Genomic DNA, 22,355 nt, shown 5'->3' on the forward strand with positions numbered 1-22,355 from the left:
TTCGTTGTCTTGTGCGCGCCGTCTTACTTGCGCGGCTCGATCCAGGTGTCGGCCAGGTCGCCGGCCATCAGGTCGATGCTGTTGTTGAGGTTGTGCACGCGTGCGCTGTACACCTGGATCAGGGGCACGCTCACCAGCGGCAGCACGGGCAGCTCGCGCCCGACGATCTGCTGGACCTGCTTGAACTGCGCCGCGCGCTTGCCGGCGTCGAGTTCCACGGCGGCCTGTCGGAACAGCTCGTCGACCTGCGGGTTGTCGTAGTGCGCGCCGTTGATCCAGATCAGCGGGTTGCGCACCCCGTCGCCCCAGTAGAAGCGCTGCACGCCCACCGTCGGGTCGAACAGGCGGCCCAGGCCGTTGATGTTGATGTCGAAGTCGCGCGTGCTGTACACGCGCTTCAAGAAGGTGGGCAGGTCGCCGTCCACCACCTCGACCTTGATGCCCACGCGCGCCAGCGCCGAGCGCAGGTAGTCGGTGGTGCGCTTGAACTCCGCGCCGGGGATGTAGCTCAGGCGCAGCGAAAAGCGCTGGCCGTTGGCCTGCCTGGGCTGGCCCGCTTCGTCGAGCAGGCGGTTGGCGGCTGCCACGTCGAAGGGGTAGCGGAAGGTGCTGTCGTCGTAGTAGTCGCTCAGCACGCGCGGCACGGGGGAGTTCACCACCTCCACGCGCTTGTAGTAGATGGTGTTGCGAATGAAGTTGCGGTCGATGGCCTGTGCGATGGCGTGGCGCACCTTCACGTTGGCCAGCACCGGATTCTCGAGGTTGAACTCCAGGAACGAGGCGTTGTTCAGGAAGCCGTCGTAGGTGTCGTCCACCTTGAGCTTCGGGTTCGCGGACAGCCGCTCCAGGTCGGCCAGGCCCACGCCTTGCGCCACGTCGACTTCGCCGGTTTCCACCGCGGTGGAAATGGCGGCCGGGTCGCGCACGAACTTCACGATCACGCGGTCCAGGTGCGGGTAGCCCTGGCGCCAGTAGGTCGGGTTCTTGCGCAGCACCAGGTGGCTGCCGCGCACCCACTGCTCGAACACGAACGGGCCGGTGCCCACGGGCGCCGTGGTGTTGGGGTTGCCCAGCGGCTCGCCGTCGGCGTAGCGGTGCGCCGGCACGATGGGCAGCTCCGCCGACGACAGCGACTTCAGCAGGAAGGGCGCCGGCTTGGACAGCACGATCACCGCGGTGAGCGGGTCGGGCGTGTCCACGCGCTCGACGTTGGCCAGCGTGATGCGCCCGCGCGGGCCTTGCTTCTTTTGCGTGAGCACGGAGTAGCGCACGTCTTCGGCGGTGAAGTCGCGCCCGTCGTGGAACTTCACGCCGGGGCGCAGCTTGAAGCTGTACTTCAGGCCGTCCGCGCTCACCTGCCACGCGGTGGCCAGCAGCGGCTGCGGGGTGAACCTGGCGTCGTAGCGCAGCAGGCCTTCGGTGACCTTGGCGCTCACGTTGCGGTTGTCCGTCTTGGTGTCGAGGAAGGACACGAGCGACGTGGGTTCCTGCGACACGGCATAGGTCAGCGTGCCGCCTTGCACGGGCGCCTGCGCAGCCGCCGTGAAAGGCAGGGCCGCCAGCGCCAGGTGAACCAGCCGGCGGTCGAAACGGAGTTTCTTGAGCAATGAAGGAAGCAGCAGAGAGAGCATGAAATGGAGCGCCGTACCGGCAGATGGAAGTGGTTGAAAGTCCAACCGATGGTCTTGGAAATTCACGCTCGCACTTAGCATTTTTTCGATCTTCGAAATGCGATGCGCCGTGAAAGCGAGATGCGAGATCGAAACGACAAATCCGAGTTTGGTTATGCGAAAAGCAACGCCCGCGCGAGCCTATATTCGCCACCCTCGACCCCTTCAGGAATTGCAATGAACGCCGTCCTCCACGCTGCGCCCGACCCGGCGCAGGCACCGGAACTACAGGCCCTGCTGCAGCGCCTGCCCGCGCTGGCCGCATCCATCGCCGAAGGCGCGGCGCAGCGCGAGCGCGACCGCACGCTGCCCTTCGAGGCCTTCGCGCTGTTCCGTGCCTCCGGACTCGGCGCGCTGCGCGTGCCGCCGGAGCGCGGCGGCCCGGGCGGCACCATCGAAGACCTTGTGCAGGTGGTGGCCACGCTCGCGGCGGCCGACTCCAACGTGGCGCATGCGCTGCGCACCCACTACAACGCCATCGAGCTCTGGACCAGCGCGCTGCCCGACGCCAACAGCGAGCGCCAGCTGGCGCGCGTGCTCGACGGCGCACTGTTCGGCGGCGCCTTCACGGAACTGGGCACGCCGCGTTCGGGCACCGTGACCACCGCGCTGGAGCGGCAGGGCGACAGGCTGGTGCTCAACGGCAGCAAGTACTACGCCACCGGGACCGCCTTCTCCGATTTCGCCAGCATCGCGGTGCGCGACGAAGAGGGCCGCGACGCGAGCGTGATCGTGCCCACCGGGCGCGAAGGCCTGCACGTGAAGGACGACTGGGACGGCATGGGCCAGCGCCTCACGGCCAGCGGCAGCCTGGAATTCAACGGCCTGGAGGTCCACCCCGACGAGGTGGTGCACGCGGCGCAACGCAGCCTGCAGCGGCGGCATGCGTCGTCGCTGCGGCAGCTCTACCTGGTGGCGGTGGCCGGCGGCATCGTGCGCAACGTGTTCAGCGATGCATTGCACTACGTGCGCCAGCACGCCCGGCCGGCAGCGCACAGTCCGGCGGCCTCCGCCCGCGAAGACCATTTCACGCAGTGGGTGGTCGGCGACCTCGCCACCCACACCCACGCGGTGGACGCGCTGATCGCGGACAACGCGCGGCGCCTCGACCGTTCGGCGAACGCGCTGCGGCGCGGCGACGACGAAAGCGCCGTGCAGCTGGTGCTCGACGGCGCGCTGGCCACCGCCAAGACCCAGCTCGCGGTCAGCCGCATCGCGCTGCAGGCGGCGGAGCGGCTGTTCGACGCGGGCGGCGCATCGGCCACCTCGCGGCAGCACAACTTCGACCGGCACTGGCGCAACCTGCGCACCATCTTCAATCACAACCCGCTGCAGCAGAAGGCGCGCGTGATTGGTGACTACCACCTCAACGGCACGACCACGCACCTGGAAGAAGGCAGGGTTTTCTGAGCGCCGCGCGCATTGCACTTTCGTGAATGTCGATATGCGAATTCCGGGCGTGCCAACGGCGCGTCGGCTCGCCAGAATCGATGAACCCCTGAGGTAATTTCCGTATGTCCATATCCAACCGGCCCGGCGCCATTGCCGGGTGGGAGCGCTTCGTCGCGCCTACCGAATTCAGCGAGAGCCCGATTTCGCAGGCCTTTCGCCAGCCCGTGCTGCTGGGCCTGTTCCTGCCGATCCAGGCGGGTGGCTGGAGCGCGTCGACCCTGCCGCGCACCACCGACTGGCGCTTCGACTACAACAAGAACCTGGTGCTCAAGGCCGAGTCGCTCGGCTTCGACCTGGTGTTCGCGCTGTCGCAGTGGCTGCCCAAGGGCGGCTACGGCGGCGTGTTCGACGGCAACGCGCTCGACTCGTTCATGACCACGGCGGCGCTCACCGCGGTGACCCGCCGCATCATGCTGATCTCGACCATCCATGTGCTCTACGGCCCGCTGCATCCGCTGCACCTGGCCAAGTACGCGGCCACGCTCGACCACATTTCGGGCGGGCGCTGGGGCATCAACGTGGTGACGGGCCATCGCGCGGTGGAGCACGAGATGTTCGGCTCGCACCGCATCGAGCACGACCGGCGCTACGCGCTGGCGGCCGAGTTTCTCGAAGCGGTGCAGCGCCTGTGGGCCGACACCGAGAACTGGTCGTTCCAGGGCGAGTCGCCGTGGAAGCTCGATGGCGCCTTCGTTTCGCCCAAGCCGAACTTCGGCCGCCCGGTGCTGGTGAACGCCACGGGCTCCGACGCGGGCATTGCCTTTGCGGCGCGCTACTCGGACATCGTTTTCATCACCAGCCCGAGCGGCTCCGCCTTCGCGAGCGCCATCGAGGCGCTGCCCGCGCACACCGCGCGCGTGAAACAGGCCGCACGCGACGTGGGGCGCGAGGTGCGAACGCTGCTCAACCCGATGGTGGTGAGCCGCGAGACCGAGCGCGAGACCTGGGACTACCACGACGCCATCGTCGCGCACCTGGACGCCGACCCCAAGACCAGCTTCAACCGCTTCGACAGCGACGCGCACGCCTGGCGCGGCCGCGTGGGCAACGACGCGCCCAAGCGCCGCGCCATCGGCGGAAACATCGAGGTCATCGGCACGCCGGAGCAGGTGGTCGAGCAGTTCGTGCAGCTGAAGCGCGCGGGCGTCGACGGCCTGCAGCTGAGCTTTTTCGACTTCAAGCCCGACCTCGAATTTTTCGGCGACCGCATCCTGCCGCTGATGAAGCAGGCGGGGCTGCGCTTTTGAACGCCATTTCCTTCAACCGACGCCACACCGCGAAAGCCTTTACTTCATGAGCACCATCGACTACCGACCCCTCGGGGGCAGCGGCATCCTCGTGTCGCCGCTGACCCTGGGCACCATGATGTTCGGCGGCCAGACCGACCGCGCCACGGCGCAGCGCATCACCGACCGCGCGCTGGAGCAGGGCGTGAACTTCATCGACACCGCCAACGCCTACAACAAGGGCGAATCGGAAACGGTGGTGGGCCAGCTGGTGGCCGCCCATCGCAACCGCTGGGTGGTGGCGACCAAGTTCGCCAACGCCGACCCCGACATCGCCGGCCCCAACAACAGGAGCACCGGGCGCCACGGCATCGTGCAGTCGGTCGAGGCCAGCCTGAAGCGACTGGGCACCGACCACATCGACCTGCTGTACCTGCACCGCGAAGACCGCGCCACGCCGGTGGCCGAGACGGTGCGCGCGTTGGGCGACCTGATTCGCGCGGGCAAGCTGCGCAGCTACGGCCTGTCCAACCACCCCGCCTGGAAGATCGCGGAGTTCGCGCGCACGGCCGACGCGCTGAACGTCGACCGTCCGGCGGCGAGCCAGCCGCTCTACAACCTGGCGAACCGGCAGATCGAGGCCGAGCACCTGCCCGCGGCCGAGTACTACGGCCTGGGCGTGGTGTCCTACAGCCCGCTGGCGCGGGGCGTGCTCACGGCCAAGTACGAGCCGGGCAAGGCACCGCCTCCGGGCACGCGCGCCGGACGCGACGACAAGCGCATCCTGCAGACCGAATGGCGGCCCGAATCGCTCGAAATCGCCCAGCGCGTGAAGCAGCACGTGGAAGGCCGGGGCATCACGCCGGGGCAGTTCGCGCTGGCCTGGGTGCTGAACAACCGCCTCGTCACCTCGGCCATTGCCGGCCCGCGCACGCTGGAACAGTGGGAAGACTACGTGCCCGCGCTGCAGTACCGCTTCACCGAGGAAGACGAGGCGCTGGTCGACGCGCTGGTGACCACCGGGCACGCGTCGCTGCCGGGCTTCAACGACCCGAGCCATCCGTTTTACGGGCGGCTGCCGCGGCATCGCACGACGGCATGAACGCCGTGCTTGCCTCGGTGAGCCAGCGGCCGGCGGACCACCGCACCGCGCGCGCCGTGCAGGCGGCGCAGGTGCTGGGCTCCGACGCCGACGTGCTGCAGGCGGCCCGCCGCGTTGCGCAGTCGATCGCCGAAGGCGCGGCCCTGCGGGACCGCGAGCGCATCCTGCCCGCGCGGGAGCTCGACGTGGTGTCGGGCGCCGGCCTGTGGGCCATGAACGTGCCGCGCGGCCACGGCGGCGCGGGCGTGTCGTATGCGACCGTGGCGCAGGTGTTCGCCATCCTGTCGGCGGCGGACGCATCGATCGGCCAGGTCCAGCAGAACCACAACAGCGCGGTGTTCTGGCTCTCGACCGTCGGCAGCGCGGCGCAGAAAGACTTCTTCCTCGGCGAGATCCTTCGCGGCTGCCGCTTCGGCAATGCCAACGTCGATGCGGCGCCCGTGCAGCCCACCGTCATCGCGCGCACCGCGCGCGGCCATGTGCTCAGCGGCGAGAAGGTCTATGCGACGGGCGCGCTCTTCGCCCACTACGTCACGGTCATCGGCCAGAACGAGGCGGGCGAAAAAACGGTCGCCATCATCCCGGCGGGCACGCCGGGCCTCACCATCGAGGACGACTGGCAGAGCTTCGGCCAGCGCACCACCGCCAGCGGGCGCGTGCGGCTCGACCGCGTCGAGCTGCCCGAGTTGTGCGTGCTGCCCATTCACCGCGCCTACAGCGAGCAGCCGATGGGCGCCGTGTCGCAGCTCAGCCATGTGGGGATCGACCTGGGCATCGCGCAGGCGGCGCTGGACGACACCGTGCGCTTCCTGCGCGGGCCGTCGTCGATCAGCCAGCCGGCGGGCTCGCCGCGCGCGGTGACCGACGCGCTGGTGATTGCGCAGGTCGGCGAGATCCAGACCCGCATCCATGCCGCCGAGGCGATGACGCTGCGCGCGGGCCTGGCGGTGGACGCCGCCATCGCCGAGCCCGACAAGCCGCGCAAGGCGGCCGCGTCGCTGGCGGTGGCCGAGGCCAAGTGGCTCACGTCCGAGGTGGCGCTGCACGCGTCGAGCAAGCTCTTCGAGCTGTGCGGCACGCGCGCGGCGCAGCACCCGCACGCCTTCGACCGCCACTGGCGCAACGCGCGGGTGCACACGCTGCACGACCCGGTGCGCCACAAGCTCACCGTGGTGGGTGACCACCTGCTCAACGGCATCGGCCCCGAAAGCGCCGGCGCGCTCTGACGCCACACACCCTTCGCACCATGATCTTCCGACGGCATGTCGCCCTTGCGGCCGGCGCCGCGCCCGTCGGCCTCTGCCCGCGCCTGGAGCGCCAGCGGCTTCAAGGGGTCTCCCTTGACGCTGGCCTACGACCCTGAGCTCAGGCCTCCAGCGCCAGCACCGCGAAGCTCGCGAGCCAGTGCTCGCCCATGTAGTCGCCCGCGATGTGGGGCAGCCCCGCGGCGAGGTGGTCGTCGGCCGCCTGCAGTGCCACCGCACGGCGCGCATCGCCATCGGGCAGCGCCGACGCGATGCCGCGCCAGCACCAGGCGCGGCTGAGGTTCAGGCCGTCGAGGTGCGCGAGCTTGCCGTCGGTGCGATCGGAAACGCTCGCCGGGCGAAAGAGGGTGGCCGGCTCGTGCAACGCGATGCGCGGCAGGAAGCGGTCCAGCCAGGGAACGAATTCGTCGGCCGGCAGAAGGCGCCGCATGCATTCGGCCTCGATGAGCGCGGAAGACTGAAAGTCGTCACCGCTGGGTTCGCCCCAGGCCGGGCAATCGGTGTCGTCGCCGTACCAGCGCCTGCCGGTGCCCAGCAGCAGGTCGGCCAGCGCGGTGTCGGACGTTGCCTGCGCATAGTCGGCGGCCATGCGAAGGCCGAAGGCCGTATTGAAATGGGTGCCGACGCGCACCGGGTAGGTGGACAGGGGCAGGAAGTCGCGGTAGCGCTGCGCGAACACCTCGGCCAGCGGTGCCAGCGCAGTGGCCCACCGCACCGTGGGGTGCTGCGCAAGTTCCGAGGCCAGCTTGAGCAGCCAGCCCCAGCCGTAGGGCCGCTTGAAGCCGCGGGCCGTGGGTTGCGCCAGGTAGGCGCATTCGACCGCGACCTTGTCGTGAACCAACTGCTGGTCGAACAGGCGCTCGATTCTTTCTGCCGGCGCCATGCCTGGAAAGCGCCGCAGCAGATACGCCAGCATCCAGTAGCCGTGCACGCAGGAGTGCCAGTCGTAGCTGCCGTAGAACACCGGGTGCATGTCGCTCGGGGTGCGCGCGTCCAGCGGACCTGCCAGCGTGTGGTCGGGCTTGTTGGGGTACTCGCGGGTGACATGGCCGAGTGCGATGTCGGCGAAGCGTGCGGCCATGTCCGCGGTGAGGGTCTGTGGCATCGGTTGCTTGCGTGGTGTCGTTGCCGCACATCCTCGCAGAAGCGGGCAGCCCCTTGCATGCGGCCTTGCTCCCAAAACACATAAGCAACCGCCAATTCATCGCTTGGGCGACGCACGCCGCGCCACTAACCTGCGCGGCGTTACACCAACTTTCTTCGAGGGAACCCAACGATGCCGATTCCATTTCAACGCGCGCTGTCCGTGATGGTGCTTTCTGTCGCCGGCCTGGGCGCCTCCGTGCATGCGCAGGACGTGCTGCGCGTGGCCGCCTCGCCGGTGCCGCACGCCGAGATCCTCGAATTCATTCGCCCGCAGCTCAAGGCGCAGGGCGTGGACCTGGAGGTCAAGGTCTTCAACGACTACGTGCAGCCCAACCTCGCAGTGAGCGACAAGCAGTTGGACGCCAATTTCTTCCAGAACCGGCCGTACCTCGATTCCTTCAACAAGGACCGCAAGACCGACATCGTCGAGGTGCCGAACAGCGACGTGCACATCGAGCCCTTCGGTGCGTACTCGCAGAAGATCAAGAAGACTTCCGAGCTGCGCGACGGCGCGGTCATCGCGATACCGAGCGACCCGTCGAACTCGGGCCGCGCGCTGTCGCTGCTGGCCAGGCAGGGGCTCATCAAGCTGAAGGACGCGTCGAACATCAAGTCGACCGCGCGCGACATCGTCGCCAACCCGAAGAAGCTGGTGATTCGCGAGCTCGAGTCGGCCCAGTTGCCGCGTGCGCTGCCCGACGTCGACCTGGCGCTGATCAACACCAACTACGCGCTCGAAGCCAAGCTCGATCCGGCCAAGGACGCGCTCTTCATCGAGAGCGGCCAGAACTCGCCCTACGCCAACTTCATTGCGGCGCGCAAGGACAACGCGGCCTCGCCGGCGGTGAAGAAGCTGGTCGCGGCCCTGCACACGCCGGAGGTGCGCAAGTTCATCCAGGACAAATACAAGGGCGCGGTCATTCCCGCGTTCTGAGCGCCGCGTGCGCGTCCCGGCGTGAGGGCGCCGCGGCTTTTCGACTCTCGACTCCACACAACAGCGACAGGTTCACATGAAGCAATGGAAAGGGGCACGCTCGGTCGTGCGCCACGCGGCGGTTGCCGTGCTCGCGGTTTTCACCGCATGGACGGCAGCGGCGCAGCCGCGCGCGGGCGGCACACTGACCTGGCTGGTCAACCCGGTGCCCGCATCGATCGTGCCGCTGACCACCACGGCCGGCGGCAACGCCGAGATCGGTCCGAAGATCGTCGAGGGGCTGCTCACCTACGACTACGACTTGAAGCCCAAGCCACTGCTGGCCACCGCCTGGTCGCAAAGCAAGGACGGCCTGCAATACACCTTCACGCTGCGCAAGGGCGTGAAGTGGCATGACGGACAAGACTTCACCTCGGCCGACGTCGCGTTCTCGATCCTCACGCTCAAGCAGGTGCACCCGCGCGGGCGCGGCACCTTCGCCAACGTGGTGGACGTGAAGACGCCCGATGCGTACACCGCCGTCATCGTGCTGAGCAAGCCGTCGCCGTTCTTGCTGACCGCGCTGGCGGCCACCGAATCGCCGATCGTGCCCAGGCACCTGTACGAGGGCACCGACATCGCGTCGAACAAGTACAACAGCGCGCCGGTGGGCACCGGGCCCTTCGTCTTCAAGGAGTGGGTGCAGGGCAGCCACATCATCCTGGAGCGCAACCCGAACTACTGGGACAAGCCCAAGCCCTACCTCGACCGGGTGGTGGTGCGCTTCGTGCTCGACTCGGCGGCGCGCGCGGCCGCGCTGGAGTCGGGTGCGGCCGACCTGGCCAACGGCACGGGCGGCATTCCGCTGTCGGACGTGGAGCGCTTCGGCAAGCTGCCGGGCGTGCAGATCGACACGCGCATCTCGCCGTACCTGGGCAGCCACCAGCAGATCTACTTCAACCTGGACACGCCGGCGCTGCAGAAGATCGAGGTGCGCCGCGCCATTGCGCAGGCCATCGACGTGAACGCCTTCGCGAAGACGGTGTGGTACGGCTACGGCACCTTGTCCGCATCGCCCATCGGCAAGGGCATCGGCCGGTATCACGATGCGAGCATCCAGCCTTACCCCTTCAACCCGAAGGAGGCCGAGGCGCTGCTGGACGCGGCGGGCTTCAAGAGAGGTGCAGGTGGCGCAGGCGGCACGCGGCTGAAGCTGCGCGTGCTCTACAACCCCTTCCAGGAACGGCGCGCGGCCGACTTCGTGCGGCAGTCGCTCGGGCGCATCGGCATCGACGCGGCGGTGGAGAGCTACGACTTCGCCACCTACGTGACCAAGGCCTACACCGAGCGCGCCTTCGACATCACGCTGGAGAGCCTGACGAACCTGTTCGACCCCACGGTGGGCGTGCAGCGCGTGTTCTGGTCGAAGAACTTCAAGATCGGGCTGCCGTTTTCCAACGCGGCGCACTACGTGAACCCCGAGGTCGACAGGCTGCTGGAAGCCGCCGCCGTCGAGGTGGACGAGGCCCGGCGCCGGCAGCTCTTCATCGACTTCCAGCAGGCCGTGCACCGGGACATTCCGTCGATCGAGCTGGGGGCCAACCCGGCCATCACCGTGGCGGCGAAGAAGGTGCGCGACTATGCGCCCACGGGCGAGCACATTCGCGGCAGTTTTGCCGACCTGTACTTCCAGCCTTAGCGGGCGCAACCCCGCCGCTCAGCGGCAGGCCCGAATGAGGCTGTGCAGCTCCGCGTCGCGGTCGTGCTCGTGGGCGCTCGCGTAGCGCGGCTCGGGGTACACCGCCAGGTTCACCACCACCAGCTGTTCCTGGCGGTGCACGTAGATGCGCTGGCCCGAATGGCCCATGGCCATCATCGCGCCGTCGTCGCTCAGCCACCAGCCCAAGCCGTAGCCGGTGAGGCCCAGCGAAAGGCGCGACGGATGAAAGCTCTGCGGAACCTCGAAGGCCCGGCGCGCCGCGCTGTCCACCCAGCCGGGCGCGAAGAGTTCCGTGCCGTCGACGAAGCCGTCGGCCGCCACGAGCGACGCGAAGCGGGCCATGTCGCGCAACGACATGCCGGCCCGGCTGCCTGCGATTTCCTGGCCGTTGTCCGACTCGAGCGTGTAGTAGCCCTCGTCTTCCATGCCGCAGGGCTGCCAGATCTTCTCGGACATGCAGTCGGCCAGCGTGCGGCCGGTGGCGGCGCTGATCACGCAGCCCAGCAGGTAGGTGTCGCCGGTGTTGTAGTGCCACACGGTGCCGGGCGCGTGCACCGAGGGCAACTGCTGCAGCATGCGCAGCACGCCGCCCGGCACCTTGTCGGCCAGCGACTTGCTGTAGCGGTTCACGTCGGACTGCTTGTCGGCATACACCTCGGACCACGCGACGCCCGAGGACATGGTCAGCAGGTGCCGCACCGTCACCCCCGCATAGCCCGAGCCGGCGAGCTGCGGCAGGTAGTGCACGACGGGGTCGTCGATGGACGCGATCGCGCCCTCGCGCAGCGCCGCGCCCACCAGCATCGCCGTCATCGATTTCACCGTGGACATGGTGCTCCAGCGCTCGCCCGGCGCGAACCCGAGCCCGTAGCGCTCCAGCACGACCCGCCCGGCGCGCATCACCAGCAGGCCGGCCACGCTGTTGCGGTCCATGAAGTCTTCCACCGTGCGTGCGTCGCCCGCGTGCGTGTAGTGCAGTTGCAGTTCGGGGCCGCGCGGCAAGGCGCGCACGGCATCGGCGCGGCGGATGGCGCGGGTGGCGAAGAGCTGGTCGACGATGCGGTAGCCGTACGACTGCAGGCACGGCGGCCACAGCAAGAAGTCTTCGCTGCGCGGCAGGTGCGTTCTCGGCTGCGACAGGGCCGCGGCGGTGTCTTGCCGCTCAGTCATTGCTGATGCCCAGGCGCGTGATGACCGGGCCCCACACGGCCGCCTCCTTGCGCATGGTCTGCGTCACCGCGTCGGGGCCGAGCGCGGTGGGCGGGTCCATGTAGAGGGTGTCCATGCGTTGCCGCAAGGAGGGGTCGGCCCAGAACTTTCGCGTTTCTTCGGTGAGCAGCGCAATCGCCGCGCCCGGGGTGCCCCTGGGCACCATCAGGCCGTACCAGCCGCCCGCGGGAAAGTCCTTCAGGCCGGCCTCGTAGACCGTGGGAACGTGGGGCATGGCCGGCGAGCGCTGGCTGCCGAAGACCACCAGCGGCACGACCCTGCCGCCTTTCATTTGCGGCACCACGCTGACCACGGCGTCGGACACGAGCTGGGTCTCGCCGCCGATCAGGCCGACCATGGCGGGCGCCGCGCCCTTGTAGGGCACATGCGTCATCTGCAGGCCGAAATGCTGCGCCAGGAATTCGACATTCAGGTGCGTCGAGTTGCCCTTGCCGGCCGACCCGTAGTTGAGCTCGCCGGGCCTGGCCTTGGCGCGCGTGACGAGCTCGTCGAGCGACCGGATGCCCGATGCGGTGTTGGTCACCAGCACCTGCGAGGTGCCCGCGAGCATCGACACCGGGTCGAAGTCTTTCAGCGGGTCGTACGACAGCGACTTGTACGAGAAGGGGTTGAGCGACATGTTCGACGTGCTGCCGAACAGCACCGTGTAGCCGTTGGGCGGCTGCTTGGCCACGTAGGCCGCCGCCACGCCGCCGTTGGCGCCCGGCTTGTTGTCGACCACCACGGGCTGGCCCAGCGACTTGCCCGCATGGTCGGCCCAGGCGCGCGCCAGTGCGTCGGCGGCACCGCCCGCGGCCACCGGCACCACCAGCGTGATGGCCCTGGACGGGTAGGCCTGCTGTGCGTGCGCAGGCGCGCAGGCCAGCATGAGCAGGCCGAGCATCGGGCCGGTGGGCCAACGGAATGAAGTCATTGAAGCGCCTTCTGGGCATGGGATGAACGCGATGCTAAGAAGCCGAAGACAGAACGTCCAATGCATAATTATTTGCAAATGCATTACTTGCACTCATAAAAAGAAGGCCGGTCCCACCATGAATCTCCAGCAGTTCGAGCACCTTCTCGCGGTGGTGGACACGGGCTCTTTCAGCCGTGCGGCCGACAAGCTCTTTCTGACGCAACCGGCATTGAGCCGCAGCATCCAGGCGATGGAAGACGAACTGGGCGGCCCGCTCATCGAGCGGGGCGGCCGTCACAAGACGCTCACGCCGCTGGGCGTGCTCGTGGCCGGGCGGGCCCGGCGCATCGGGCTGGAGCTGTCGGAGCTCAAGCGCAGCGCCACGCTGCTGGCCGACCTGGCGGTGGGCTCGGTGAAGCTGGGGCTGGGCCCCGCACCCGCCTCGGTGCTGGCCGTGCCGCTGCTGCAGCACATGGCAGCGCAGTACCCGCACATCAAGGTGGTGCTGTCGGGCGGGCCCGCGGAGCTGCAGCTGCAGGGCTTGCGCAGCCGCTCGCTCGACGCGCTGGTGGCCCACCGCCGCTCGCTGCCGCCGCACGACGACCTCGACATCACGCTGTTTCCTGAGATGCGCATCGGCTTCGTGTGCCGGCGCGGGCACCCCCTGTTGCGGGCCGGCCCGCTGTCGTTCGCGAAGCTGCGGGCCTATCCGCTGGCCGCCAACGGCAACGGCCTGAGCGACGAGATCGTGCTGAGCCTGAATGCCTACTTCGGCGATGCGGTGCATTTCAAGGACGCGCTGCAGTTCCAGTCGGACGACACCGCTTGCCTGCTGGAGCTGGTGCGCAGCAGCGACACGGTGTTTCTGGGGGTGGTCGAGGTGGCGCGCGCGCTGATGGACCAGGGCACGCTGGTCGAGATCAAGCTGCCGCGCCGCCCCCGGTTGACCTCGCAGTTCGCGTTCATCACGCTCGAAGGCGTGGCCGAGGCGCCCGCCTTGAAGATGGTGCGTGCCTTCTGCGCCGAGCGCATGCACGACCGGGTCTAGCTGTCGGCGAAGTCCTCGCTGCCGATCATGGCCTGCACCCGGGCCGCGAGCTGGGTGCGGTTTTCGACATGCAGCTTGCGAAACGCATTGCCCAGGTGGAAGCGCACGGTGGGCAGCCCCACGGCCATGCGCTTGGCGATGAGCTTGTCGGGGCACCCCGAGACCACCAGCGCCGCCGCCTCGGCCTCGCGCTGGCTCAATGCCGACTTGCGCCGCAGCAGCTCGCCCACGCCCTCGTGCGCCCTGGTCGAGGCGCTTGGGCCCGCCTCCCATTTGAAGCGCGCCAGCGCGCCCGCGAAGGCGGGTTCGACCAGACGCAGCGCCTCGATCTCGTTCGCGTCGAAGTTGCCGCGCTCGCGGTGGCGCCAGATGCGCATGTCGCCGGTGCATTCGCCGTCGGCGAAGACATAGACGTTCACGCCCCAGTGCATGCGGTCGCGTTTCAGGAAGTCGTTGAAGAACTCGGTGCGCGACAAGTCTTGCTGGCAAAGGATCTGCGTGGCCAGCGTGGGGTGGCGCCGCTCCATCATCGGAAAGGTCAGCGGGTCGACGAAGCGGTAGTACTCGTCCCAGCTGCGCAGGTTCTCCACCGACATGTTCAGCGCCTTCACGCGCGCGAAGCACTGCGCGGCGGCGTCCCAGGTGAAGGACACGTAGGTGTCGGCGTGCAGCAGGTCGAGCATGGGCAGCGCCAGGTCGGCGCGCAGGGCGTCGGGGTCGGTCGCTTCGGCCAGCAGCCGCATGACGTCGCCCAGGGCGCGCGTCTGTGTCGTGGAGAGGTGCATGGCGGGGGTCAAGCAAAGACCGTGCGAACTTCAGTGGTGGCGATGCTAGCCCCGGCAATCTGCCCGGGTATCGGGGCCGACCCGTAGGCCCCCTATCTATCGTGCTAGGTGTGAGCGGGCCCCGCGATTCCTAGCATCCACCGGATCGATACGGGAACTCACATGAACCTCACACAACTGGGCGTCGCGCAACTGCGGCGCGAACTGCGGTCGGGCGCGGTGCGCAGCATCGACGTGGCCGACGCGCTCATTGCGCGCACCGAGGCGCACGCCGCGCTGAACGGTTACGTCGCCTTCGATGCCGAGGGCCTGCGCGCCCAGGCCAGGGACGCCGATGCGCGCATCGCGGCGGGCGAAGACCTGCCGCTGCTGGGCGTGCCGGTGGCGTTGAAGGACAACATCGATGCGGTCGGGCTGCCCAGTTCGGCGGGCACACGGGCGCTGCTCGGCCTGCATCCCCCGCAGGACGCCGAAGTGGTGCAGCGGCTGCGCAAGGCCGGTGCGCTGATTGCCGGCAAGGCGAACATGCACGAGCTGGCGATGGGCATCACCACCAACAACGGCGTGACCGGCGCCGCCCGCAACCCGTGGGATGCGTCGCGCATTCCGGGCGGCAGCAGCGGTGGCTCGGGCGTGGTGGTGGCGGCCGGCCTGGTGCCCGCGGCCATCGGCACGGACACCGGCGGTTCGGTGCGCGTGCCCGCCGCGCTGTGCGGCGTGGTCGGCCTGCGCCCGACGACCGGGCGGGTGCCGGGGCGGGGCATCGCGCCCATTTCGCTGACCCGCGACGCCGCCGGGACCATTGCGCGCAGCGTGGAAGACTGCGCCCTGCTCGACGGCGTGCTCAGCGGCAGCGCACAGCCGCTGGCGCCTGCGTCGCTGCAAGGCGTGCGGCTGGGCCTGCCGGGGCCGGGCTTCTGGGAAGGGCTGGAGCCTGGCGTGCACAACGTGGCGCAAGAGGCCATCGAGCGCCTGCGCACGGCGGGCGCGCAGTTGGTCGAGGTGCCGCTGCCGGCGTTGGCGGGCTTCAACGAAGCGGCGGGTTTTCCGATTGCGCTGTATGAATTCGTCAGGGACATGGGCGACTACCTGCAGTACGCGCAGCGCGGCGTGAGCCTGCGGCAACTGGTGGACGCCATCGGCAGCCCCGACGTGGCCGCCATCGTGCAGCCGCTGCTGGGCGAAGGCGCGGTGCCCGAGGCCGTGTATGCGCAGGCACTGCAGGCGCGGCGCGGGCTGCAGGCCGTCTATGCCGAAGCCTTCGCCGCGCATGGCGTGCGTGCGCTGCTGTTCCCCACCACGCCGCTGACCGCCGCGCCGGTGGGCCGCGACGTGACCGTGCTGCTGAATGGAGAAGCGCTGCCCATCTTTGCCGCCTTCATCCGCAACACCGACCCGGGCAGCAACGCCGGCATTCCCGGCGTGACCCTGCCCGCCGGCCTGGCAGGCGGGTTGCCGGTGGGGCTGGGCCTGGACGGTCCGGCCGGCAGCGACCGCGGGCTGCTGGCGCTGGCCGCTGCCGTCGAGGCGGTGCTGCCGCCTTTGACATCCGCGCCCTGGATGCGCTGAGCGCGCCCGGCCCGATTCCGTCTTTTTTTATTGCAACCAGGAGTTCCCATGGACCGTCGTACCTTTCTCCACGGCATTGCAGCCGCAGCGGCCGCAAGTTCCGCCGGCGTGCGGGCGGCCTCGCCGCTCAACGTGGCCGTGATGCTGCCGATGAGCGGGCCGGCCGGGCTCTTCGGTCCCTCGGCCAAGGCCTGCGCCGAGCTGGCCGTGCAGACGATCAACGCACGCGGCGGCGTGCTGGGCCGCACCCTCAAACCGCTGTTCGGCGATGCCGGGTTGCCGCCCGCCGAGGCCTCGCAGACCGTGCTGAAGCTCTGGAAGGGGCAGGGGGCGCAGGCGGTCGTCGGCATGCACGACAGCGCGGTGCGCGGCGCGCTGGTGGGGCTCTTCAAGGGGCAGGTGCCGTACTTCTACACGCCGGTGTACGAAGGCGGCGAATGCGCGCGCGGCACCTACGTGAACGGCGAGACGCCGGCGCAGCAGCTGGCCCCGGTCATTCCCTGGCTGGCGGCGGAGCGCAAGCCGAAGAAGTGGTACCTGATCGGCAACGACTACATCTGGGGCCGCAACACCAACGCCGCGGCCAAGGGCTACATCGCGCAGACCGGCGCGCAGGTGGTGGGCGACGAGTACCTGCCTTTCACGGCCGACAACTTCGACTCCAGCCTGGCGCGCATCCGCGACAGCGGGGCCGACGCGGTGCTGGTGTCGCTGGTGGGCGGTGCGTCCGTCACGTTCAACAAGGCCTTCGCGAGCTTCGGCCTGGCCGACAAGGCGATTCGGCTGGGCTCGCTGCTCGAGGAGAACACGCTCGCCGGCATCGGCCTGGCCAATGCGCGCAACCTGTATTCGAGCGCGGGCTACTTCGCCAACATCGAGACGCCCGCGGCCAAGGCCTTTTCGGACGCGTACTTCAAGCGCTTCGGCGCGCAGGCGCCCGCGCTCAACGGCCTGGCCGAGTCGGTATACGAGGGCTTCCTGATGCTGGAGGCCATTGCCGCGCGCGCCAAGTCGCTCGACGTGGCGAAGATGGAGCCCGCCAGCGAAGGCGCGACCTACAGCGGCCCGCGCGGCACCGTGACCATGCACGCGCGCCACGTCGACCAGGACATCTACCTCGCCGACGTGGGCGACAAAGGCTTTCGCGTGGTGAAGACCTTCCCGCACATCGCGTCCGGCCAGACCTGCAAGGTGTGAGCGCGGCCATGGACACCAGCTGGTTGCTGCACGCGCTGAACCTGGCCTACGCGCTGGCGACGCTGGGCCTCACCACGCTCGGGCTGGCGGTGGTGTTCGGCCTGCTCGGCGTGATGAACATGGCGCATGGCGAGTTCGTGATGCTGGGCGCCTATGCGGTCGTCACCGTGCAGTCGTGGGGCTGGCCCATTGCCACGGCCATGCCGCTGGCCATGGGGGTGTGCGGCGTGCTGGGCTACGCGGTGGAACGCTGGCTGATCCGCCCGCTGTATGCGCGGCCCTTCGACACGCTGCTGGCCACCTGGGGCCTGGCGATGGTCATGCGCAAGACGGTCGAGGCGGTGTACGGGCGCGGCTACCGCAACATCGAAAGCACGCTGGGCGCGCCGGTGTCGCTGGGCGGCGTGCAGTACCCGGGCTACCGGCTGGCGCTGATCGCGCTGTCGGTGGTGCTGATGATCGGGCTGGCGCTCTGGTACCGGCGCAGCACCATGGGGCTGCGCGTGCGCGCGATGACGGGAAACCCCGTGCTCGCGCAGGCGCTGGGCATCGACACGCGCCGGCTCGCGTCGCAGACCTTCGTCATCGGCGTGGTGCTGGCCGGCGCGGCGGGCGTGCTGCTGGCGCCGCTGGTGCGCATCGAGCCCGGCATCGGCGTCGACTACCTGCTCGATTCCTTCTTCGTGCTGGTGGTCGGCGGGCTGGGCACGCTCGGCGGCTTCGGCGGCGGCGTGGGCGTGATCGGCGGCACGCAGTCCGTCGTCAGCAGCCTCTCGGGCCAGGCCAGCGGCTACGCGGTGGTGCTGGTGTTGTCGATTCTCTTTCTCTGGTTGAAACCGAATGGACTCTTTGGACGCCGTTGATTCTTCGCTGGTGGCCCGGACGGCACTTGCGCCTGTCTCGCCTGCCACGCCCGCGCGGCGCTGGCGCCTGCCCGTGCCCGGACCGTGGCTGCTGGGCGCGGGGCTGGTGGCGCTGCCGTTCGCGTCGAACGACTTCATCGCCTACCAGATCGCGCTGTTCCTCATCTACGGCATCGCGACGCAGGGCGTGGCACTGTGCTGGGGACGGTTGGGCTTCCTGCCGCTGGGGCATGCATTGTTCTTCGGGCTGGGTGCGTACCTGGCCGGCGGCCTGCTCAAGGCGGCGCAGCAGCAGCCGGCGTGGTTCGCGGCCTTGCCGCTCGCGTTGCTGCTGCCCGCGGCGCTGGCCTACCTGACGGCGCGGCTGGTGTTCGCGCGCAGCCACCGCAGCGGGCCGTTCTTCTCGCTGATCACGCTGGCGATGACGATGCTCGGTTTCCTGGCGGCACAGCAGTGGAGCGCGGTCACGGGCGGATTCAACGGCATGGCCGACATTCCGGAGTTGCCCGGCACCGAGCGCTACAGCACCTTCTACTGGGTGGTGGCCGTGTGCGCGCTGTGCACCACGCTGCTGCTGGCCGGCGTGCTGCGCCGGCCGCTGGGCCTGTTGTGGAGCGCGCTGGCGCAGAACGAAGAGCGCCTGCAGCTCTTCGGCTACGCCACCGACCGCATCAAGGCCGTGGCGTTTGCGTTCTCCGCGATGCTCGCCGCGCTGGCCGGTGCGCTGTTCGCGATGCACCAGGGCATCGTCACGCCGCTGACCATGGGCTTCGTGCTGTCGACGGAGTTCGTCATCTGGGCGGCGGTCGGGGGCAAGGCGAGCCCGCTGGGCGCGCTGTTGGGGGCGGTGTTCGTGGGCTATGCGTCGTCTGAATTGCGCGACCACTTCGCCTACTGGGAAGTGGCGGTCGGCGCGATCTTCATCGGGGTCGTGCGTTTCCTGCCCGACGGACTGGCGGGGCTTGCCGCGATGGGGCGCCGGTTTTCCGGGCGGACCGACGATGCGCCCGCGCCGCCCAGAATGCCGGCACCGCCGGTGCAAGCGCAGGCCGGCAACGTGAGCCTCGCGTTCGAGCAGGTCGCTTGCGCGCAGGGGGGCGTGCGCATCCTCGACGGCCTTGCGTTCGACCTGCAGGGCCCCGGCCTGCGCTGCGTGATCGGTCCCAACGGCGCGGGCAAGACGTCGGCCTTCAACGTGATGACCGGCCGCCTGCCGCTGCGCGCCGGGCGCATCCTGCTCGACGGCGTGGACATTTCGGGCGCCACCGCCTGGCGCGTGGCGCGGCAGGGCGTCGGGCGCAAGCTGCAGATTCCGTCGGTGTTCCCCGGCCTGAGCGTGAGCCAGAACCTGGACGTCGCGTTGTGGGCCGGACGCCTGCGGCCGGCCGCAACGCTGCAGCGCGGCGCGCTCGCCTGGGACAGCGCCCTGCGCGGCGAACTGCTCGACCTGTTCCCCGCGCTGGCCAGGCAACTGCATGCGCCGGCGGGCAGCCTGTCGCAGGGCGAGCGCCAGGCGCTGGAGTTCGTGATGACCATGCTGCCGCAGCCGCGCCTGGTGCTGCTCGACGAGCCGTGCGCGGGTCTCTCGCCCGGCGAGACGCACCACATGATCAAGGCCATCAAGACGGCGACCGGGCGCCTGGGCGCGGCCGCGCTGGTCATCGAGCACGACATCAGCGCGGTGGCCTCCATCGGCGGCGAGGTGTACGTGCTGCACCAGGGCAAGCTGCTGGCGCGCGGACCGCTGGCGCAGATCCAGTCCGACCCGGCCGTGCGCGCGGTCTATGCGGGAGCACGCAAATGAGCGCGGCCTTGCTCGACTTCTCCGGCGTGGTCTGCGGCTACGGCGACACCATGGTGCTGCGTGGCCTGAGCGGCGCCGTCGGCCCTGGCCGCGTGCTGGGCGTGCTCGGGCGCAATGGCGTCGGCAAGACCACGCTGATGCGCGCGCTCACCGGCTTCCTGCCGCTGAAGCAGGGCCGCGTCGCGCTTGCCGGACGCGACCTGGCGCGCGTGCCGCCGCCGCAGCGCCTGGCCGCGGGCATGGCCTACGCGCCGCAGGAGGACGTGGTCTTCGGCGACCTCAGCGTGAGCGAAAACCTGTGGCTGCACCTGCGCGGGCGAGACCCTGCACGCTATGCCGACGGCCTTGCCGAATTTCCGCGGCTGGCCGAGCGCATGGGCCAGCGCGCCGGCTCGCTCAGCGGGGGCGAGCGCAAGCTGCTGTCGTTCACGCGCACCCTCGGGCTGCGCGCACCGCTCTGCGTGCTCGACGAGCCGACCGAGGGCGTGCAGCCCGAGAACATCGAGCGCATGGCCACGCTGGTGCGCGCGCGCAAGGCAGAGGGCGCCGCATTCGTCATCGTCGAGCAGAACCTCGAGTTCCTGTTGCAGGTGGCCGACGACATCTTGGCCATCGACCACGGCGAATGCTCGCTCGCGGGCGCCGCCGCCGACCTGCCGCGCGAGACGCTGGAGCGGCACCTCGTGGTTTGACCTTGCGCCGGTGCTTGCGAAGCGCTGAGCGTTCGGCGGCCTAGAAAGCAGGCATCGCGCCCAGCGCCTTGGCGGAACGCGCGAGCCCTTCAAGAATCCTGCCCGATACCGCCGTCGGAAAGTGCGGCGGCAAGCGCGCGCCGATCCGGTCGATCACGCCCGGCGTTGCCGCGAGCACGCGCTGGATGAGGTTTTCGGCATCTGGCCCGTAGTGGCACTTCTGCGCCATCGCATTGAAATGGCGCCGCTGGACGGTCTTGAAGGGGTAGTGCTTGCTCTTGCCTATCAAGGCCATGGCCAGCTTGGCCTCGTGCTTGGAAAACTGGTTCGGCCCGCTGCCCTCCACAGGCCAGATGGACATCACGTCGTAGATGGGTGTCAGCCGGTAGCGGCCCCTCGGCAGCCAGGCGATGCTGAAGTTCTTCGCGTGGCCGTCGGGTGCGCCGAGCATCCAGAAAAGCAACTGCGCGGTGAGCAGCGTGGCCAGGTCTTGCCGGGCGTCGAGCGAGCTCCTGAGCACGTCCGCCAGGTCGATCAGTCCGGGTCCGCCGTCGGCCTCGTACTTCAGGTGCGACGGCTTGCCCAGGGCCTGGCAGAAGTCTTCCTGCGGCAGGCGCAGCCACCAGTTGCCCGATGAGTGCAGCCTGCGGTCGAAGCGCTCGACAGCCAGCACTTTCTGCGACCCGAAGCGCAGCATGGCCGTCAGCGGCACGGGAACTCCGTACTCCTGCAGGATGTTCAGGCAGAGCCACTCGTTTTCCACCGAGGTGGTGAAGTCGGCCTTGCGATGACCGACCAGGCCCAGTGGCAACTTCAGGATGTGCGTGGTGGGCGTGGAACCGTGCGGGCGCACCCATTGGCCTTCGTGCCAAAGCAGCGCCGTCTTCTCCTGGGCGCCGGCCAGGGAAATGCGCAGTTCGTCTTCGGGTGCGGTTTGCGCTGCGAACCTGCCCGGATCGACAGTTTGCTGCAGCAGCCTTTCGACATCGGCCTCGGTCATCGGCTCGCCCTCGATGTGCTCTGCATGCGCTGGACCATCGTCCTCGCCCAGCAACTGGATGGCGCCCACGCAATCGCGGCCGATGGCTTGCAAAAGATCGAACGGCTGCGTCGTGCGCGTCCTGAAGCGGCTCGCGATGCGCTCGCGAATGGGCTGGCTGTCGGGCAGCAGGTTGTCGAAGTAGTTCTGCACGACCGGGCCCTTGTGGGTCAAGCCGCCGACCAGCGGCAACGACAGCGAAAGCGGGCGCGCTGCCTGCGAAGCAATCCAGGCGTCGTCGTAGAGCAACTCGTCGGCCCCGCGCTCTGGAATGCGCCAGATGCCGACACGTTCGCCGTTGGCCCAGATGGAGAGCGCCGGTATGTTCGGTGTGCGCGCCACGCTCACCACTCCGAAGCAGGTGGAGGCTCGTTGACGACATGCCGTGGGCCTAAACGGTCTGCGTCGGTCGAGTAAGCTGAAAACATCGCCGGGTTCTTCGAGTCGACCAGCATCTCGAGGTCCAGTACGCCGAAAAGGGCCAGCAGTTGTTCCAGGCTCACCGAGCCGGGGTTCAGCTCCATGTGGGACATGCGGCTCTGGCTGATGCCGAGCCGCTCGGCCAGCTTCACCTGGGAGATGCCCGCTTTCTTGCGGGCGGCCTTGAGAATGAAGCCTAGCTGCGAAGGGACCGAGAGGACTTGCTGCATGAGGTTACCGATGTGGTTGGTAACCTTTATGTTATCGATGTGATGGGTATTTGTCAAAGTACCTATCAAATAGGTAATTTGAAGAATAC

19 protein-coding genes are annotated in these 22,355 nt (G+C 68.9%); 12 read left to right on the plus strand and 7 right to left on the minus strand.

Translation table 11 applies throughout. The features are described from left to right. Positions 1–23: 23 nt before the first annotated feature. Positions 24–1,631 carry an ABC transporter substrate-binding protein gene (locus ACSFA5_RS00820; protein ID WP_435442104.1) on the minus strand — a complete coding sequence of 536 codons (1,608 nt, stop codon included), beginning with the start codon at positions 1,629–1,631 and terminating at the stop codon, positions 24–26. 216 nt (positions 1,632–1,847) lie between these two features. Here ACSFA5_RS00820 and ACSFA5_RS00825 point away from each other — a divergent pair, with 216 nt between their 5' ends. The 4 genes from ACSFA5_RS00825 to ACSFA5_RS00840 all read left to right on the plus strand — a co-directional run bounded on the left by ACSFA5_RS00825 (position 1,848) and on the right by ACSFA5_RS00840 (position 6,676). Further along, positions 1,848–3,080: an acyl-CoA dehydrogenase family protein gene (locus ACSFA5_RS00825; RefSeq protein WP_435442105.1), complete on the plus strand. Its 1,233-nt coding sequence runs from the start codon at positions 1,848–1,850 to the stop codon at positions 3,078–3,080. Positions 3,081–3,184: 104 nt separating this feature from the next. After that, positions 3,185–4,369 carry an LLM class flavin-dependent oxidoreductase gene (locus ACSFA5_RS00830; protein ID WP_435442106.1) on the plus strand — a complete coding sequence of 395 codons (1,185 nt, stop codon included), beginning with the start codon at positions 3,185–3,187 and terminating at the stop codon, positions 4,367–4,369. A 55-nt stretch (positions 4,370–4,424) separates the two neighbouring features. Beyond that, positions 4,425–5,450 (plus strand): aldo/keto reductase, encoded by a 1,026-nt coding sequence (locus ACSFA5_RS00835; protein WP_435442971.1) that lies wholly within the window; start codon positions 4,425–4,427, stop codon positions 5,448–5,450. Next, complete coding sequence (locus ACSFA5_RS00840) at positions 5,447–6,676, plus strand: SfnB family sulfur acquisition oxidoreductase (RefSeq protein ID WP_435442107.1); 1,230 nt, start codon at positions 5,447–5,449, stop codon at positions 6,674–6,676. Before ACSFA5_RS00835 ends, ACSFA5_RS00840 begins: the two co-directional genes overlap by 4 nt. Positions 6,677–6,815: 139 nt before the next feature. Here the strand turns inward: ACSFA5_RS00840 and ACSFA5_RS00845 are convergent, their stop codons facing one another. Next, positions 6,816–7,820, minus strand: a complete 1,005-nt coding sequence (locus ACSFA5_RS00845) for a DUF2891 domain-containing protein (RefSeq protein ID WP_435442108.1) — start codon at positions 7,818–7,820, stop codon at positions 6,816–6,818. Positions 7,821–7,991: 171 nt separating this feature from the next. Here ACSFA5_RS00845 and ACSFA5_RS00850 point away from each other — a divergent pair, with 171 nt between their 5' ends. Together ACSFA5_RS00850 and ACSFA5_RS00855 are read left to right on the plus strand one after the other, a co-directional pair. Beyond that, positions 7,992–8,795, plus strand: coding sequence for a MetQ/NlpA family ABC transporter substrate-binding protein (locus ACSFA5_RS00850; RefSeq protein ID WP_435442109.1), 804 nt, complete (start codon positions 7,992–7,994; stop codon positions 8,793–8,795). A 76-nt stretch (positions 8,796–8,871) separates the two neighbouring features. Then, positions 8,872–10,473 carry an ABC transporter substrate-binding protein gene (locus tag ACSFA5_RS00855; protein ID WP_435442110.1) on the plus strand — a complete coding sequence of 534 codons (1,602 nt, stop codon included), beginning with the start codon at positions 8,872–8,874 and terminating at the stop codon, positions 10,471–10,473. A gap of 18 nt (positions 10,474–10,491) precedes the next feature. Here the strand turns inward: ACSFA5_RS00855 and ACSFA5_RS00860 are convergent, their stop codons facing one another. After that, the gene (locus tag ACSFA5_RS00860) at positions 10,492–11,664 is read right to left on the minus strand and encodes a serine hydrolase domain-containing protein (RefSeq protein ID WP_435442111.1); all 1,173 of its coding nucleotides are present in this window, start codon (positions 11,662–11,664) and stop codon (positions 10,492–10,494) included. Then, positions 11,657–12,637, minus strand: a complete 981-nt coding sequence (locus ACSFA5_RS00865; RefSeq protein ID WP_435442112.1) for a Bug family tripartite tricarboxylate transporter substrate binding protein — start codon at positions 12,635–12,637, stop codon at positions 11,657–11,659. Before ACSFA5_RS00865 ends, ACSFA5_RS00860 begins: the two co-directional genes overlap by 8 nt. Positions 12,638–12,755: 118 nt before the next feature. Here ACSFA5_RS00865 and ACSFA5_RS00870 point away from each other — a divergent pair, with 118 nt between their 5' ends. After that, complete coding sequence (locus ACSFA5_RS00870; RefSeq protein WP_435442113.1) at positions 12,756–13,667, plus strand: LysR family transcriptional regulator; 912 nt, start codon at positions 12,756–12,758, stop codon at positions 13,665–13,667. Here the strand turns inward: ACSFA5_RS00870 and ACSFA5_RS00875 are convergent. Next, positions 13,664–14,452 carry a helix-turn-helix transcriptional regulator gene (locus ACSFA5_RS00875; protein ID WP_435442114.1) on the minus strand — a complete coding sequence of 263 codons (789 nt, stop codon included), beginning with the start codon at positions 14,450–14,452 and terminating at the stop codon, positions 13,664–13,666. The genes ACSFA5_RS00870 and ACSFA5_RS00875 overlap by 4 nt on opposite strands. Before the next feature lie 162 nt (positions 14,453–14,614). Here ACSFA5_RS00875 and iaaH point away from each other — a divergent pair, with 162 nt between their 5' ends. Genes iaaH through ACSFA5_RS00900 form a run of 5 tightly spaced genes read left to right on the plus strand, consistent with a single transcriptional unit; the run spans position 14,615 to position 20,577 of the window. Further along, a complete protein-coding gene (gene iaaH / locus ACSFA5_RS00880) occupies positions 14,615–16,021 on the plus strand; it encodes an indoleacetamide hydrolase (RefSeq protein WP_435442115.1) in 1,407 nt (468 codons plus the stop codon). Between the two features lie 48 nt (positions 16,022–16,069). Beyond that, positions 16,070–17,218, plus strand: a complete 1,149-nt coding sequence (locus ACSFA5_RS00885) for a substrate-binding domain-containing protein (RefSeq protein ID WP_435442116.1) — start codon at positions 16,070–16,072, stop codon at positions 17,216–17,218. A gap of 8 nt (positions 17,219–17,226) precedes the next feature. Further along, entirely contained in the window at positions 17,227–18,081 is an 855-nt protein-coding gene (locus ACSFA5_RS00890) for a branched-chain amino acid ABC transporter permease (protein ID WP_435442117.1), read from the plus strand. After that, entirely contained in the window at positions 18,059–19,885 is a 1,827-nt protein-coding gene (locus ACSFA5_RS00895; RefSeq protein ID WP_435442118.1) for a branched-chain amino acid ABC transporter ATP-binding protein/permease, read from the plus strand. Before ACSFA5_RS00890 ends, ACSFA5_RS00895 begins: the two co-directional genes overlap by 23 nt. Further along, entirely contained in the window at positions 19,882–20,577 is a 696-nt protein-coding gene (locus ACSFA5_RS00900) for an ABC transporter ATP-binding protein (protein WP_435442119.1), read from the plus strand. The genes ACSFA5_RS00895 and ACSFA5_RS00900 overlap by 4 nt, the downstream gene beginning before the upstream one ends. A gap of 40 nt (positions 20,578–20,617) precedes the next feature. Here the strand turns inward: ACSFA5_RS00900 and ACSFA5_RS00905 are convergent, their stop codons facing one another. Both ACSFA5_RS00905 and ACSFA5_RS00910 read right to left on the minus strand, forming a co-directional pair. Beyond that, positions 20,618–21,958: a type II toxin-antitoxin system HipA family toxin gene (locus tag ACSFA5_RS00905; protein ID WP_435442120.1), complete on the minus strand. Its 1,341-nt coding sequence runs from the start codon at positions 21,956–21,958 to the stop codon at positions 20,618–20,620. Positions 21,959–21,960: 2 nt separating this feature from the next. After that, positions 21,961–22,266 carry a helix-turn-helix domain-containing protein gene (locus tag ACSFA5_RS00910; protein WP_435442121.1) on the minus strand — a complete coding sequence of 102 codons (306 nt, stop codon included), beginning with the start codon at positions 22,264–22,266 and terminating at the stop codon, positions 21,961–21,963. Positions 22,267–22,355: the final 89 nt, after the last annotated feature.

This window comes from Variovorax monticola, assembly GCF_051216855.1.
Lineage (GTDB): Bacteria > Pseudomonadota > Gammaproteobacteria > Burkholderiales > Burkholderiaceae_C > Variovorax.